The 13780-nt window shown below is 49.2% G+C and carries 11 protein-coding genes; 7 read left to right on the top strand and 4 right to left on the bottom strand.

The annotated features are described in order from the left end of the window. Positions 1 to 320 precede the first annotated feature (320 nt). The 5 genes from ACO0LL_RS19115 to ACO0LL_RS19135 all read left to right on the top strand — a co-directional run bounded on the left by ACO0LL_RS19115 (position 321) and on the right by ACO0LL_RS19135 (position 7637). A complete protein-coding gene (locus ACO0LL_RS19115; RefSeq protein ID WP_422952502.1) occupies positions 321 to 1541 on the top strand; it encodes an ABC transporter substrate-binding protein in 1221 nt (406 codons plus the stop codon). 245 nt (positions 1542 to 1786) lie between these two features. Then, positions 1787 to 4393 (top strand): TonB-dependent receptor, encoded by a 2607-nt coding sequence (locus ACO0LL_RS19120; RefSeq protein WP_422952419.1) that lies wholly within the window; start codon positions 1787 to 1789, stop codon positions 4391 to 4393. A gap of 153 nt (positions 4394 to 4546) precedes the next feature. Next, positions 4547 to 5905 carry a sugar MFS transporter gene (locus ACO0LL_RS19125; RefSeq protein ID WP_422952420.1) on the top strand — a complete coding sequence of 453 codons (1359 nt, stop codon included), beginning with the start codon at positions 4547 to 4549 and terminating at the stop codon, positions 5903 to 5905. A gap of 179 nt (positions 5906 to 6084) precedes the next feature. After that, positions 6085 to 6402 (top strand): helix-turn-helix domain-containing protein, encoded by a 318-nt coding sequence (locus ACO0LL_RS19130; RefSeq protein WP_422952421.1) that lies wholly within the window; start codon positions 6085 to 6087, stop codon positions 6400 to 6402. After that, entirely contained in the window at positions 6399 to 7637 is a 1239-nt protein-coding gene (locus ACO0LL_RS19135) for a type II toxin-antitoxin system HipA family toxin (protein ID WP_422952422.1), read from the top strand. The genes ACO0LL_RS19130 and ACO0LL_RS19135 overlap by 4 nt, the downstream gene beginning before the upstream one ends. 39 nt (positions 7638 to 7676) lie before the next feature. Here ACO0LL_RS19135 and ACO0LL_RS19140 read toward each other — a convergent pair whose 3' ends face one another. After that, positions 7677 to 8552 carry an HNH endonuclease gene (locus ACO0LL_RS19140; protein WP_422952423.1) on the bottom strand — a complete coding sequence of 292 codons (876 nt, stop codon included), beginning with the start codon at positions 8550 to 8552 and terminating at the stop codon, positions 7677 to 7679. A gap of 380 nt (positions 8553 to 8932) precedes the next feature. Between ACO0LL_RS19140 and ACO0LL_RS19145 the strand changes: the two genes are divergently transcribed. Together ACO0LL_RS19145 and ACO0LL_RS19150 are read left to right on the top strand one after the other, a co-directional pair. Next, positions 8933 to 10090: an SPFH domain-containing protein gene (locus ACO0LL_RS19145; RefSeq protein WP_422952424.1), complete on the top strand. Its 1158-nt coding sequence runs from the start codon at positions 8933 to 8935 to the stop codon at positions 10088 to 10090. 69 nt (positions 10091 to 10159) lie between these two features. After that, positions 10160 to 11242 carry a hypothetical protein gene (locus ACO0LL_RS19150; protein WP_422952425.1) on the top strand — a complete coding sequence of 361 codons (1083 nt, stop codon included), beginning with the start codon at positions 10160 to 10162 and terminating at the stop codon, positions 11240 to 11242. Positions 11243 to 11457: 215 nt separating this feature from the next. Here ACO0LL_RS19150 and ACO0LL_RS19155 read toward each other — a convergent pair whose 3' ends face one another. From ACO0LL_RS19155 to ACO0LL_RS19165, 3 genes are all read right to left on the bottom strand, one after another. Beyond that, complete coding sequence (locus ACO0LL_RS19155) at positions 11458 to 12204, bottom strand: AAA family ATPase (protein WP_422952426.1); 747 nt, start codon at positions 12202 to 12204, stop codon at positions 11458 to 11460. 66 nt (positions 12205 to 12270) lie between these two features. Then, on the bottom strand, positions 12271 to 13035 hold the full coding sequence (locus tag ACO0LL_RS19160) for a hypothetical protein (RefSeq protein WP_422952427.1): 765 nt from the start codon (positions 13033 to 13035) through the stop codon (positions 12271 to 12273). A 29-nt stretch (positions 13036 to 13064) separates the two neighbouring features. After that, positions 13065 to 13775, bottom strand: a complete 711-nt coding sequence (locus ACO0LL_RS19165) for a YceH family protein (protein ID WP_422952428.1) — start codon at positions 13773 to 13775, stop codon at positions 13065 to 13067. Positions 13776 to 13780: the final 5 nt, after the last annotated feature.

Raw genomic sequence — 13780 nt, forward strand, 5'->3', positions numbered from 1 at the left:
TTTTGTAAAGTTTTGTAAGGAATTCTTAAGTTAAGTTTTGTCAGCTTAGGAATTCACACGCCTGTAAATTATTCACGCCCTAGTGCACAGCAATACCGACGAAAAAACCGGGTAAGGATTTGTAAGCTGTTCACCTGACCAGTTCACACAAAACTCCAAAAAATCAAACACTTATAAAAAAATGCACTAAACAGATATGCAAGTGGCATTACATTCATCGCATTGCTAGTATCGGTTTCAAGTAATTTATTTATACCGAATTGTTGAGCCTGAAAATATTCTTGACGGAATTTCCCTTGAACCGCATCTGCCACATCGCCATGTTATGCGCCGCCGCCATGATGAGCACCGCCAATGCTGGCACGCTCGTCCTGGAAAGCTGGCGCGTAGATGACAAGGCCTTGTGGGAGACAGTCCTGATACCGGCATTTGCCAAACGCCATCCCGGCATAGACATACGCTTTGCACCTACCACACCGACGGAATACGACAGCAGCCTGCAAGCACATTTTGCCAATGGCACCGCCGGTGACCTGGTAGCTTGCCGCCCTTTTGATGTATCGCAGTCTTTATATAACAAGGGTTATCTGGACAAGCTGGATGGCAAACCGGGCATGGAACATTTTGAAGCAACAGCCCTGTTGGCCTGGCAAACCGATGACGCAAAAGCGACTTTTTGCATGCCGGTGGCTTCTGTCATACACGGCTTCTTGTACAACAAAAAAATCTTCAAGAAACTCAATCTGCAGGCGCCAAAAACTCAGGCAGAATTTTTGACGGTGCTGGATGCGGTAAAAAAGAATGGCAGCTATGTTCCTCTCGCATTGGGTACTGCAGAAAAATGGGAAGCCACACAAACTCTGTTCACCAGTATAGGCCCCAACTACTGGCATGGTGAAGCAGGCCGCAAGGCGCTTATCGCAGGCAAGGCAAGATTTACTGATCCACAGTATGTCGCCGCCTTTGAGTATGCGGCAAAGCTGGGGTCGTATCTGCCCAGCACGGCCAGCACGCAAACCTATAGCGACAGCCAGCATCAATTCGCTTCTGGCAAGGCAGCAGTCTACCCCGTCGGTTCCTGGGATATCTCTTATTTCAATCAGGTACAGGGCCTGGATTTTGGTGTATTTGCACCACCCGTGCGCGCAGCCGGTGACAAGTGCTACATCCTCGATCACATGGACATAGGCATAGGCATCAACAAAAAATCACGCAATAAAGAAGATGCCTACAAATTTCTCGAATGGCTGGGCTCACAAGAATTTGCTGACCTGTATACCAATCGCGTCACCGGATTTTTTTCGTTGTCGAATCATCTGATCGCAGTGCGTGACCCGATAGGCAAGCAAATGATGGAGTGGCGGACAGCGTGCGAATCCAGCATACGTGTCAATGCACAGATATTGAACCGTGGCCAGCCGAGCATGGAACAGGAATTATGGAATGTGAATGCCGATCTTTTGAATGGCACGGTCACAGGTAAAGAAGCCGCTGCAAGAATACAAAACAGTGTTGCAAGTGCAAGTAAGTTTAAACGATGAGAGTTTAAGCGATGAGAGTTCAAGCGTTAAGATCATACCTCCCCCAAGTCGTATGATTGATTTGCCGACGCCCAGCGCGGCGTCGGCTTTTTTTAGCGCTTGATGCGCAACTGAAGATTCCAGCATTAGAGAAGATAGTAAAGATTTTTTGCCTTGATTAAAGCAATTCAGAACGAGGTCAAAATTGCTGCGCCAAAAGAAGAAGATGTGATACCAACGAGTAAAACCAACTGAAGGAGATTTGCATGAACACCCCCGTATTCAAGAAGAAGCTGTTACCGCAACTGATTGCCCTGATCGTCAGCACCACCGCGTTTAATATTGTCTATGCTGCCGATGAAACACCAGAAACTGCACCAGGTTCACAAGTCGTAGAAGTGCGCGGCATACGCGACACATTGAAAAAAAACCTTGCTGGCAAACGCGATTCACAAAATATTGTTGATACAGTCAATTCAGAAGACCTCGGTAAATTCCCGGACAAAAACGTCGCCGATTCACTGCAACGCGTGCCAGGTATTTCTGTCGACCGCACCTGGGGTGAAGGCCGCGACATTTTCGTACGTGGCACCGACAAAAGCCTGAACATGACGCAGTTGAATGGTCAGTCAGTCGCTTCAGCTTACTGGTGGAAAAACGATTCACAAAGCCGTGGCTTCAACTATGACATTTTGCCTTCTGAACTGGTAGGCAGTCTTGATGTTTACAAAAGCCCATCTGCTGATCTGGATGAGGGCAGCATAGGCGGTTTGGTCAATGTCAAGACGCGCAAGCCTTTGCAATTCAAAACACCCTTGACCGCGCAATTCTCACTGGAAGCAACTTACTCTGACTTGCCCAAAAAGACTGACCCACAAATCTCTGGTCTGGTGAACTGGAAGAATGATGAAAACACGCTGGGTATCTTGCTGTCCCTGAGTAAACAAAAACGCACCATGCGCCGCGATGGTCTGGAGAATTTTACTGATTCCACCAAATACACCATCATCGATCAAAACAATGTAGCGACACCGAACGCTTATGCATCATGGGGTGGTGGTTCAGCGATTTTCCGCCAGGACCGTGAACGCACGACTGGCAATGTGACCCTGCAGATCAAGCCTAACCGTGACAGCGATATCTCTCTGAATTACATCAATTCAGACATGAACATGGATAATAATAACCAGAACTACCTTTGGCAGATAGGTGGCCTGGCCAACAAGCAAAATGTCATCAATATCACCAATCCACGTTTCATCACGACCTCTGATGGCACCAAGGCCGTGGTCGGCGGCACAGTCGGCCCGACAACTGGCGTGTCGTTTGAACCTATCTATCGTGAAGCCTATATCAAATCCAAGATACTCGATCTGGAAGGCAATTATGAAGGCGATGGCTGGAAACTGCACGGCCAGTTAGGTTCCACCTCTGCTGAGGGTGGCAGCAAGCATGACCGTAACTTCTGGTTCACTGGCAATACCCGCGCCACTGTGAATATTGCGCCGGATACTTATGAAGTGTCTTACCTGGACATGAGCCCGCTGGACCCGACCAAGCTCACGCTGCAAAATGCACGTGACTGGATACGCAAGATGGAGAGCAAAGAAAATTATGTACAGGGTGACCTGACGCTGGACCTGACTGGCTCCTTCATCAAGGATGTGAAATTTGGCTTGAAATACCGTGACAACACCGTGCAAAATCACCGCACCATAGGCACGGTAGGACCGGGCAGCCCAGGCTGGCAATCATTCAGTCTGGCAGACTTGTCCACTGGCCCATCACCACTATTGAGCCAGGCTGCAGCGACCTCAGGTTCATTAACCCAATATGCATGGGTCAATGATGCACTGGCTGCGAGCAAGGGTTTTGCCATGTATGACAAGGGCATGGTCTATAACGAAGCCAAGGGCGAGTACTACAAGATACAAGAAAAAATTACTGCTGCTTATGTCAAGGCTGACTATGCCATCGACAAATGGCGCGGTGACTTTGGTGTACGCCTGGTCAAGACTGAACAGACATCTGAAGCCTACCAGGACCTGACCGGCAAGGGCAACTACGTCATTGGCAGCACGACACGTACTTACAACGATGTCTTGCCTAGCGTGAACGTCGTGTATGACTTGCGCAAAGACCTGATCATACGCGGTGCCATAGCCCGCGTCATGGCACGTAACACCTATAGCGACCTCAGCGCCAGTACCGAAGTCAGCGGCACCACCAATGCCGCAACAGCTGGTAACCCTTTGCTGAAACCTTACCACGCCGACCAGGCAGAGATAGGTGCAGAATGGTATTTTGCTGATGCCTCGATGTTGTCTGCCACGCTGTTCACCAAGCGCCTGGATACCTTCATCTACACTTCGACTGCGCAAGAAAACGTAGGCGGCGTAACGCGTCCGGTAACACGTCCGCATAATGCCGACAACGGTGCGGTCATCAATGGTCTGGAACTGCAATGGCAACAGGCTTTTGGTAATGGTTTTGGCGCCATCGTGAACTACACCTTCACTGATGCAAAAGCTGGCTCCATCGCTGGCGGACAAAAACTGAATGTCATCGGTAACTCACGCAATCAGTTGAATGCCAGTGGCTACTATGAAAAGAACGGCATCAGCTTCCGTCTGTCGTATAACTACCGTTCCAAATCCTACGGTGGCCTGGATGAAGGTGGACAGGATGTCACCAGCGCCTATGGTCAGTGGGATGCTACGGCCAACTGGGACATCACACCAAAGATCAGCCTGTTTGCGACAGCCGTCAACCTGACCAATTCTGTGATACGCACCAACACTACAGATGGCCTGCCCGTTGGCGTCTATGAAAACGGCGCACGTTACAGCGTAGGTGTCAGGGCCAAGTTCTGATCTGCACGATGATGGCCAGGAGCAATCCAGGCCAGTAGCACAAAGCCTCCCCTGATCACTCTGTGGGGGAGGCTTTTTTGCCCGATGTCCTGGCAAGGACGATGATAGTTCGTCAGCTCAAAGTGACCATTTAAAATATGTCTGGAACACCTCATGAACAACAATGATCAAGCAACGGGATCAACAAAGGATGTGGTCGTTGCCATGTTCTTTATCAGCCTCTTGTTTTTTATCCTGGGCTTTGCCACCTGGCTCAATGGCTCGCTGATCCCGTTTTTAAAAATAGTCTGCGACCTCAATAACTTCCAGGCGCTATGGGTGACGTTTGCGTTTTATATCGCTTACACCGTCATGGCCCTGCCATCCGCCGCCATACTCAGCCGTACCGGCTACAAGAACGGCATGACACTGGGCCTGGGCATCATGGCAGTAGGGGCATTGCTATTCATCCCCGCCGCAAAGACCAGCTATTACGCCTTCTTTTTGCTCGCTCTGTTCACGCTGGCAACCGGCATGACACTCATGCAAACTGCCATCAACCCCTACATCGTCTGCATAGGTTCACGCGAGAGTGCCGCCATGCGCATCAGTATCATGGGTCTGTTCAACAAGGGCGCAGGCATCGTCGTGCCACTGGTGTTTTCTGCACTGATCTTGTCCGGTATAGAAAAATATTCTGACACGGCACTGGCAGCACTTGATCATGCTGGCCGTCTGGCCTTGCGTTCTGAGCTGTCATCGCGCCTTGTTTATCCCTATGCCATCATGGCGGCTGGCTTGCTGGTGGTGATGTTTATCGTGCATTTTTCTTCACTGCCGGAATTGCGGGCAGAAGAAGAAAAAAACCAGCCCGAAGTCACCAAATGGGGCGTGCTGCAATACCCGCAACTGGTACTGGGTGCATTGTCGCTGTTTGCCTATGTCGGTGTAGAAGTGATCGCCGGTGACACCATAGGCCTGTATGGCCGCAACCTCGGTGTGCACAACTACACCGTGCTGACCTCATACACCATGAGCTTCATGGTCATAGGCTACATCCTCGGTGCCACTACCATCCCCAAACTGATGACACAAAAAACTGCCCTGTTGTTCTCGGCAGTGAGCGGCCTGCTGTTCACCGTTGGCGTCGCCACCAGTTCTGCCACGGACACCGGCATTGCCCAGGCAATAGTCGGCTGGGCAGGCGTGCCAGTAGTGCCAAACACCGTGATGTTCCTCGCCATGCTGGGCCTCGCCAACGCCCTGGTCTGGCCATCCATTTGGCCACTTGCCCTGCAAGGCCTGGGCAAATACACCGCAGCCGGTTCCGCCCTGCTCATCATGGGCATCGCCGGTGGCGCACTGCTGCCCATGCTGTACGGTAAATTCTCAGACGCAGGCAATTCCCAAACCGCCTACTGGGTCATGCTGCCTTGTTACTTGATGATTTTCTTTTATGCGGTGAAGGGGCATAAATTGAGGAGCTGGGGAGCCGGTCAGAGGAGATTGGAAAGGGTGGATCAGGCAGGGTAAGTTAACTATCCGAATCCCATGCTACAAATACCCTCATTCTTGTCATATCGAGGATGAGGGCTAATCAAAAAGCAACATTTTACAGGGCAATCTGCTCAAAAATAAGCCTATATCAAGATCATAACCAGTATAATTCTATTGGAAAGTTAGATTATCTAAGCCTAACCTATATAAAACCAATGGATTTCTCCTTACTCTTACCTGATGAGATTTGCCTCAAACTCGGCGAACGAGCACGCGAACGGCGCTTGCTGTTGAACATCAGTGTAGAAGAATTGGCGCAACGCACAGGTATCTCCGCCCAAACTGTCAGCAGTTTTGAACGCACTGGCAAATGCACTCTGGCCAATTTTGTCCGCATACTTGAGTCATTGAATGCCACGCCAGATTTGCAGACAGTTCTGGTGCCGCAAACCAATACCATAGAAGAGATGCGGGCAAAGTCTGCAGTGCAAGTCAGGCAACGGGCGTATCGCAAACCCAAGAGCCCATCATGAAAGAGCTCAAGGTCAATTACAAGGCGCAAGGCGAGTCGCTTTGGCTGGGCACACTGGCCGATGATGGCAGCGATATCTTGTTCCAGTATTCGCCAGCAGCACTCGCAAGTGGCCTGGAACTATCCCCCATACGCCTGCCACTGCGGTCATCTGCCTACCCTGACAAACAGGCAGATTACCTGCCCATCATGCGTCTGCCAGGATTAATCTACGATTCCTTGCCCGACAGTTGGGGCTTGCAGTTGATGAGCCGCCGCATGAAAGCCAAAGGCATAGATACCGACACTGTCTCCGTGCTGGACATGCTCGCCTATCTTGGCGACAACACCATGGGGGCATTGACCTATGAACCCGGCAGCGAAACCCATCTGGCAGTCAGCGACCTTGCCCTGATCGATCTGGCGAAAGAAGTTCAGGCAATACTCACAGATGACAGCCATGAAGTATTGGACGAGCTAGCCAAGGCAGGTGGCTCACCCGGTGGTGCACGACCGAAGGCACTGGTTTACTACCAGCCTGCGACAGGAAAAATGAGCACTGAATACATACCAGATGCAGAATCCTGGCTCATTAAATTCCCGGCAAAAGACGATGCCAGCGATAGCTGCGCACTGGAAGAACTGTATGCCCGGCTGGCGCGCAAATGCGGCCTCGGCATGGGTGAAACACAATTCTTTGAATTACCAGACGGTATAACAGCATTCGGCACCAAACGTTTTGACCGCGATAATGAGCAGCGCGTTCACGTCCATTCATTGGCGGGCATGTTGCACGTTCATTTCCAGATACCCTCTTTAGGTTATAGCGAATTCATGCGAGCAACCCGCAGGCTGACAAGGGATGCAAGAGAACTAAAAAAAGCATTACAACGTTGCGTTTTCAACGTATTGATGAACAACCGCGACGACCACGCCAAAAACCTGTCTTACCTGCTCAACAAAAATAATGAATGGGAACTCGCACCACCCTATGATTTGACTTATTGTGCCGGTTATCGCGGCGAACATTTTATGGATGTTGCAGGTGAAGGGAAATCACCAACGCGGGCACATATTTTGAAAGTTGCGCAAGACGGTGGAATGAAAGAAAAAGAAGCGCAGAATATTATTGATGAGATGTTGGAGTTAATTACTGCTGCTGATTTCAAGAATACTGCATGGGATTTGCCTATTTCGAAAAAGACCGTGACGATGGTGAGCAAAGTGATTGAGGTAAATCGATCAAGTCTACATTAGTAAACCAATGTCTCAGACAGATCAAATTTTAGTTAATCGTTAAGGGAATGGGTACCAATCTTCATAGGAATTCGAGGTGAAAATTTTATCTCCACCCTTTTTCAAATTACAGGCAGCGCATAACAATTGAATATTTGTAACATCATTTAGTCCTCCCGAAGCAAGTGGAACTATATGATCGAAATGATCTTCAGACCATATATTCAGAATCCCAGAAAGATCAATCCTGCATGCAACACACATTCCTCGGTCTCGGAAGAAGATAGCTCTTCGGACCCATTCCGGAATGTGCGTTCGTTTTAATATTCCAGATCTTGAAAAATAAGGCGTAAACTCCGTAGGAATTTCAGAGATTGAACTTTTTGATACTTGGCGTGCAATCATGTCATTAAATAACAGTAAGACTTGTCTATCTCGAAAAAGTAGATAAAACACTTCCCTTACGGAGTGGAGCAGCAGATCATCATACGGACCACTTAAACGAAGTTCATTAAGATAGTCATATATGTGATCTGAAGTCGCATCTTCAAATATGGTGTCGTTTTCACTAAGCCATTCACAAAAACTCTCGTATTTATATCCATGAAAGCGAAAAGCAGCCTCAATGGGCAGAGTCATTGGATTCTGGGATGCAATTGCCGAAGGAATATCTTTAAATCTCTCAATAGTTTGAAGTCTTTCACTTAAGTCAACTTGCTCGGTTGGCTCGCAAAGCAACACATCAATCACAAATTCCAAAAAACAATGAAAAGCTGAAAAACGTTGAAATGGTTTTGTAAAATGAAAGTGTTTATCATCCCCATAAAAATCGTTGAGATGTCGGATAAATGAAAATTGATCCTTTAGAATATTTTGCACAGCATTGGCAAAATAGTAAGTTTCATAAAATCGAAGTTCAAGAATTGGGCGATTCATATTTGTCTCAAAAATTGAAAAGCATTTAATCAGTATTTGCAAACCTTTCAGAGAAGAATAAGTTCACATTCAAAATACGTCTTATGTTTACCTAAACGTAACTATCTCTATAAGGCGCGAGATTCAATTTTACTTCGAATTATTATTTATTTTCTATCAACACCATACCAACTATGCTTAAGCATAAGCAATTTTTTTGTCGCTTAAACATTTACAAATGCTTACATCACAATTTCCCTTCCCAACCCTTGTGATAATGTACCAATTCAGCAATACTTCGCCTACGCCGGATATACTGGTATCCGCCGAATAGCTGTTGGCCGCTATCAATAGAATTGCCTGCCAGCATCCTGCAAGAATTTTGTTTTTTGGAGAACACTATGGGTCTGTGGAATAAGCTCAGCAATGAATTTATCGATATTGTCGAATGGCTGGATGACAGTCCCGATGTGATGGTGCATCGCTTTGAGCGCTATCAGAATGAAATCAAGATGGGTGCCAAGCTGACGGTGCGCGAAGGGCAGATTGCTATCATGGTCAATGAGGGCCAGGTGGGCAAGGGGCAGGTGGCGGATGTGTTCACGCCGGGCATGTATGAACTATCGACCGAGAACATGCCTTTGCTGAGTACGCTCAAGGGCTGGAAATATGGCTTTAACAGCCCTTTCAAGGCGGAAGTGTATTTCTTCAAGACTACCCGCTTTACCAATATGAAGTGGGGCACGGCTGGCCCTGCCACCATGCGCGACCCTGAATTTGGCGTGGTGCGTGTGACTGCGTTTGGTATCTATGGCATACGCATCGTGGATGCCAAGGCCATGCTGTCTGAGCTGGTCGGCACCAAGGCTGATTTTACGACTGCGGATATAGAAGAAAACCTGCGCGGCAAGATAGGCATGCGCATCAAGGAAGTGATGCCTGAAATTGGCGTGCCTGTCATTGACCTGGAAGCCAAGGTCACTGAAGTGGGCAAGCGCATACAGGAAAAAATTGCTGCGGACTTTGTGCAATATGGTCTGGAACTGTGCGAAGTGCAGGTGCAGGACATAGGTTTGCCGGAAGAAGTGGAAAAAGCCATCGACCAGCAGGGTGCCATGCGCGTGATCGGTAATATGAACCAGTTCGCTCAGTATCAGGGGGCGCAGGCTTTGCGTGATGCAGCGCAAAACCCGGGCATGGCTGGTGCCATGATGGGCGTGGGCGTGGGTGGTATGCTGAGCCAGAGCATGGGCACGATGTTTGGTAATAATCCACAACCGGCAGCAGCACCTGCTGCCGCTCCTGCAGCATCTGCACCGGCGGCAGGCGGCGGTATGCCACCACCTTTGCCAACGGCGGTATCTTATTTTGTCGCGCAAAACGGTGCGCAGACCGGGCCGTTTGATCTGGGTGTATTGCAATCTCATGTGGGCAATGGCAGTTTGACGCGTGACAGCCTGGTATGGCGTCAGGGCATGGCTGCCTGGGGCAAAGCCGGTGAACAGGCTGATTTGTCTGGCTTGTTTGCGGCGATGCCTCCACCGCTGCCACCGCAATAAATCATCCTCTGATGTGGCGTCGCGCCTGATGGTAGCGACGCCTTCTATTTTGTTCTGGAATCATCACCTGTGACGACAAAAAACTATCCCTGCAAATCTTGTGGTGCCAAGCTTGAATACGCGCCTGGTCAGCACGCCCTGCAATGCCCGTATTGCGGTGCCAAGAATGAAATCCCTGAAGACAAGGAAGCCACGGTCGCAGCGGTAGAAGAGCTGGACTATCAGGCTTACCTGGCAGAACAGGCTGGCAATGAACCCATGCTCGCCAGCCAGCATGTGAAATGCACAGGCTGCGGGGCAGAGTCGCAACTGGCGGCCAATCTGGTGTCTGACCGCTGCCCGTTTTGCGCGGTGCCGCTGATCGCTGCCAATGCTTATTCTGCACGCAAGATCAGGCCCAAGGCGATTGCCCCATTTGATATCAAGGAATCAGAAGCGCGCAGCAAGTTTTCCAATTGGATTACTGGCCTGTGGTTCGCGCCAAATGCGCTGAAGCAGGCTTATAGAGCGGAACGTGGCCTCAAGGGTATCTACACCCCTTACTGGACGTATGATGCCGACAGCGACACCACCTATCAAGGCCAGCGCGGTGTTGATTACACGGTCACAGAAAACTATACTGAAAACGGCGAAACCAAGAGCCGCCAGGTGACCCGTACCAACTGGTACCCGGCAGTGGGTGCAGTACAGGTATCGTTTGACGATGTACTGGTCGTGGGTTCAAAAACCCTGCCAACTTCGTATGCAGAAAACCTCGCGCCATGGCGCCTCGAAAAACTGCAGGGTTACCGTGACGATTATGTTTCAGGCTTTACGGTAGAGGCATACCAGGTGGGACTGGAACCTGGCTTTGTCGATGCCCAGGGCAAGATGGAAGGCGAAATCCGCAATGCCATCTGCCGCGACATTGGTGGTGACCACCAGCGCATCATTGCCATGCAGCCGCGCTATTCGAATATCAGTTTTAAACACATCCTGCTGCCTATTTGGCTGTCGTCTTATAAATATGGCGACAAAACTTACCGCTTTCTGGTGAATGGCCAGACCGGCCAGGTGCAGGGTGAGCGTCCGTATTCAGCGTGGAAGATTGCAGGGGCGGTGTTGCTGGCCATCGCTGTCGTCGTCGTGATTGCCATGCTCAATCACAAGTAATCAAGTCACGGTAAGATCTATCAACACAGAGACACTGGGGCTGTACAGAGAGTTCATCAAAGAATTTTCTCTGTGTATCCTCTGTGGTGTAGCAGGGAAATCGAACGGCATGCCGTTCGCCTGCGTAACGAAGGCTGCTTGCCAGCAGTCTTTCTTCCCTCAGTGCCTCTGTGGTGAGCTTTTTGGTCTTTCAGAAATCAACCTAATTCAAAAACTCAACGCTCCATCAACACATCCATCATGCGCTTGGGATTCGCCAGAAAATCCCGTGTGACCTTGTAGTGTTCGGTGTCTTCATAGGCAATTTCAGAGATACCGTCTTTACCGCATTGGTAGATGCAGGCATCAGGATAAGCCATGAGTATCGGTGAATGGGTAGCGATAATGAATTGGGAATTATCTTCTATCAGATCATGGATGCGAGACAAGACCGCGAGTTGCCTTTGTGGTGATAGCGCAGCCTCAGGTTCATCGAGTATGTACAGGCCCTGGCCACCGAAGCGTTCTGTCATCAGCTTCAGGAAGGATTCGCCGTGTGATTGCTCGTGCAATGAGATGCCACCGTAGGAATTGATAATCGGCGTGCCACCTGGTTCTTCATCCAGTCTTTCAATTTCAGTAGCCACATTGAAGAAGCTCTCAGCCCGCAAGAAAAAGCCATCGCGCGGCTTGCGTATGCCTTTGGCAATACGCAAATACTCATCCAGTACTGAATGTGAGCGACGTGTACCAAAGCTGAAGTTCTTGGTACCACCCTCAGCGTTAAAACCCAAAGAAACCGCGATCGCTTCGAGCAAGGTAGATTTGCCCGAGCCATTTTCACCAACAAAGTAAGTGATCTTGGGATGCAGATCCACATACTCGAAGTTTTTTATCGCAGGCAAAGAGAAAGGGTAACGTTCAAAAGACTCGACGATATCTCTGCGCAGGCTGACGCGGCTGACGTACTGTTTTGAAATCATGCTGAATCACGCAATTCCGGCTCATACCGCCTCGTACTACTCAAATTATTTCTTAAACTTTGCAAATTAATCCCCTCGCCGCACTCTGGCAGACATGGAATTGAAAAGACGCGCGTCAGAAAGCACTGCGTCAAAAAATTCCTCTTTTGCATGTAGCGAAATCTCAAAGCTCGAAAAACGGTAGGTATTCAATAGCAACCAATTCTTGCTTTTCGGCAGCAGCATCAAAAAACAATTACCCCATTGTACTGAGTCACCTCGAATCCGCTCAATTTTTGCAAGCTGCTCCGGCTCCTCATAAACCTCACCCAATGTCCATAGGTATTCAATATTTGCAAAAGCATTATCGGGCTCATTGCATAATACCCACGCCCCCAATTCATTCGAACTTTGTTCCTTTAAGACTGCCAGTAAATCTGCATATTTGAATGTTGGTTGTTGTATTGTTCCATTCAGTGCAGAGAGTAGAAAAGACTCTTTTTCAATTTCAGTATGATAAAGCTGCAAAATTTGACCAAATTTTGGTTGCCCATCTTTATCATGAAAACTGAACGCATCCTCATCGACCAAATTATCTTCGATCCACTTCCTGGTACTTCGATCTAATTCCTCTCTCGGAAGCCGCGCTAACGCATCTGACGCGTACTTTCGCAATTTTTCACCCGACATTGATGTCAGGTCGTTCAGTGGGTAATACGGTCTGTCATTAATGTACTTGGCATATTTAGAGAGCGCGTGTCCAAATTCGGAATGGAATTTTTGTTCGGTAATTGTCGAATCCAATAATTTGCACAACAAATAATGCAAGGTTGATATGTGAGTCTTAAGCATGAATATGAAAATAGAGTATCTGAAAAATCTTACTCAAACTGCTTCTTGAACTCCGCAAACTGCGCACTCAAATCGCTGACCTGTTGCTTGAGTTGCAGGACTTCTGCTTCCAACTGGCTTACCCTGTCATTTTTTGAAGCACCACCACCGCTGGAAAAACCAATAGCTTCTGCCTGATCCAGGCTGGCTTCATCGCAAGACAGCAGGTGCGCATAGCGCGGCTCCTTGGTGCCTGGTGTCAGGTTCAAACGCGCGACCAGAGGTGGATATTTGTCCATCAGGTAGTCGAGGGATTTCTCAACATCGGCGACGCTGGCAAATTCATGCAGGCGGCCAACGCGGGCGCGGATTTCACCGGCGGTCTGGAAGCCGCGCAGCATGAGTATGGTCAGCACGGCGACCTTGGGCTGGTCGAGCATCCATTTGATACGCATGCGGTGCTCATACTTGGCGACGCGGGCACCGGCCTGGTGGATGGCATTGACTAGTTTCTTGGCGGCCAGCCTGTCTATGGCTTCCAGCACTTCAGACTCGGTGACCGACATGACGGGGTCGCGGCTGGTGAGCTGGTTGCAGGCATTCACAAGGGTATTGAGTGACAGGGGATAATTGTCGGGAGTGGCTGCTTCTTTTTCTGCCAGCACGCCGAGGACGCGTACTTCTACTGCATCGAGGTATTGCGCATCTGCTGTAGGGTTGGCAGGTGCGCTGGCTGACTCGCTGGTGTTTTCTGTGTTCATGGCTC

Source organism: Undibacterium sp. TC4M20W, assembly GCF_049340245.1.
GTDB lineage: Bacteria > Pseudomonadota > Gammaproteobacteria > Burkholderiales > Burkholderiaceae_D > Undibacterium.